This is a genomic window from Citrobacter sp. TBCS-14, from assembly GCF_005280805.1.
Lineage (GTDB): Bacteria > Pseudomonadota > Gammaproteobacteria > Enterobacterales > Enterobacteriaceae > Citrobacter > Citrobacter gillenii.
This window is the reverse complement of record NZ_SZWM01000812.1, coordinates 1-284: the sequence shown is the minus strand read 5'-3', so window position 1 is coordinate 284 and position 284 is coordinate 1. Positions and strand designations below refer to the sequence as shown.

Annotated in this window: 1 protein-coding gene; it reads left to right on the top strand. The window is 34.5% G+C overall.

Going from position 1 to position 284, the window contains the following annotated elements; translation table 11 throughout:
* On the top strand, nt 1-281 hold a 281-nt coding region (locus tag FDX22_RS21445), incomplete at its 5' end, for a hypothetical protein (protein ID WP_146717742.1).
* Nucleotides 282-284: the final 3 nt, after the last annotated feature.

Here is a 284-nt window from a genome sequence, read left to right as displayed (position 1 = left end):
CAGAGTTTAAGGCTAAGGCAAATGCTGCAAGCCGAAGAACTAGATTAATCAGAAGCCACGGTCATACCTATACTTATGCCAGATATCAAAATACTGGGCAATTGTCAAGTAACTTAAAGCAAGTTAAAAAAGGCGATAAAATAGTAGTTAATGCAGGGACTAGAGCTAATTATACTAGTGGCTATCATGGCATGTACTTCTTAGTTGAAAAAAAGGGTATGCAAGACGTTAAAACAACATTGAAAAAAGGTGCTAATTATGCTAATTCAATGAAATTATAGAAA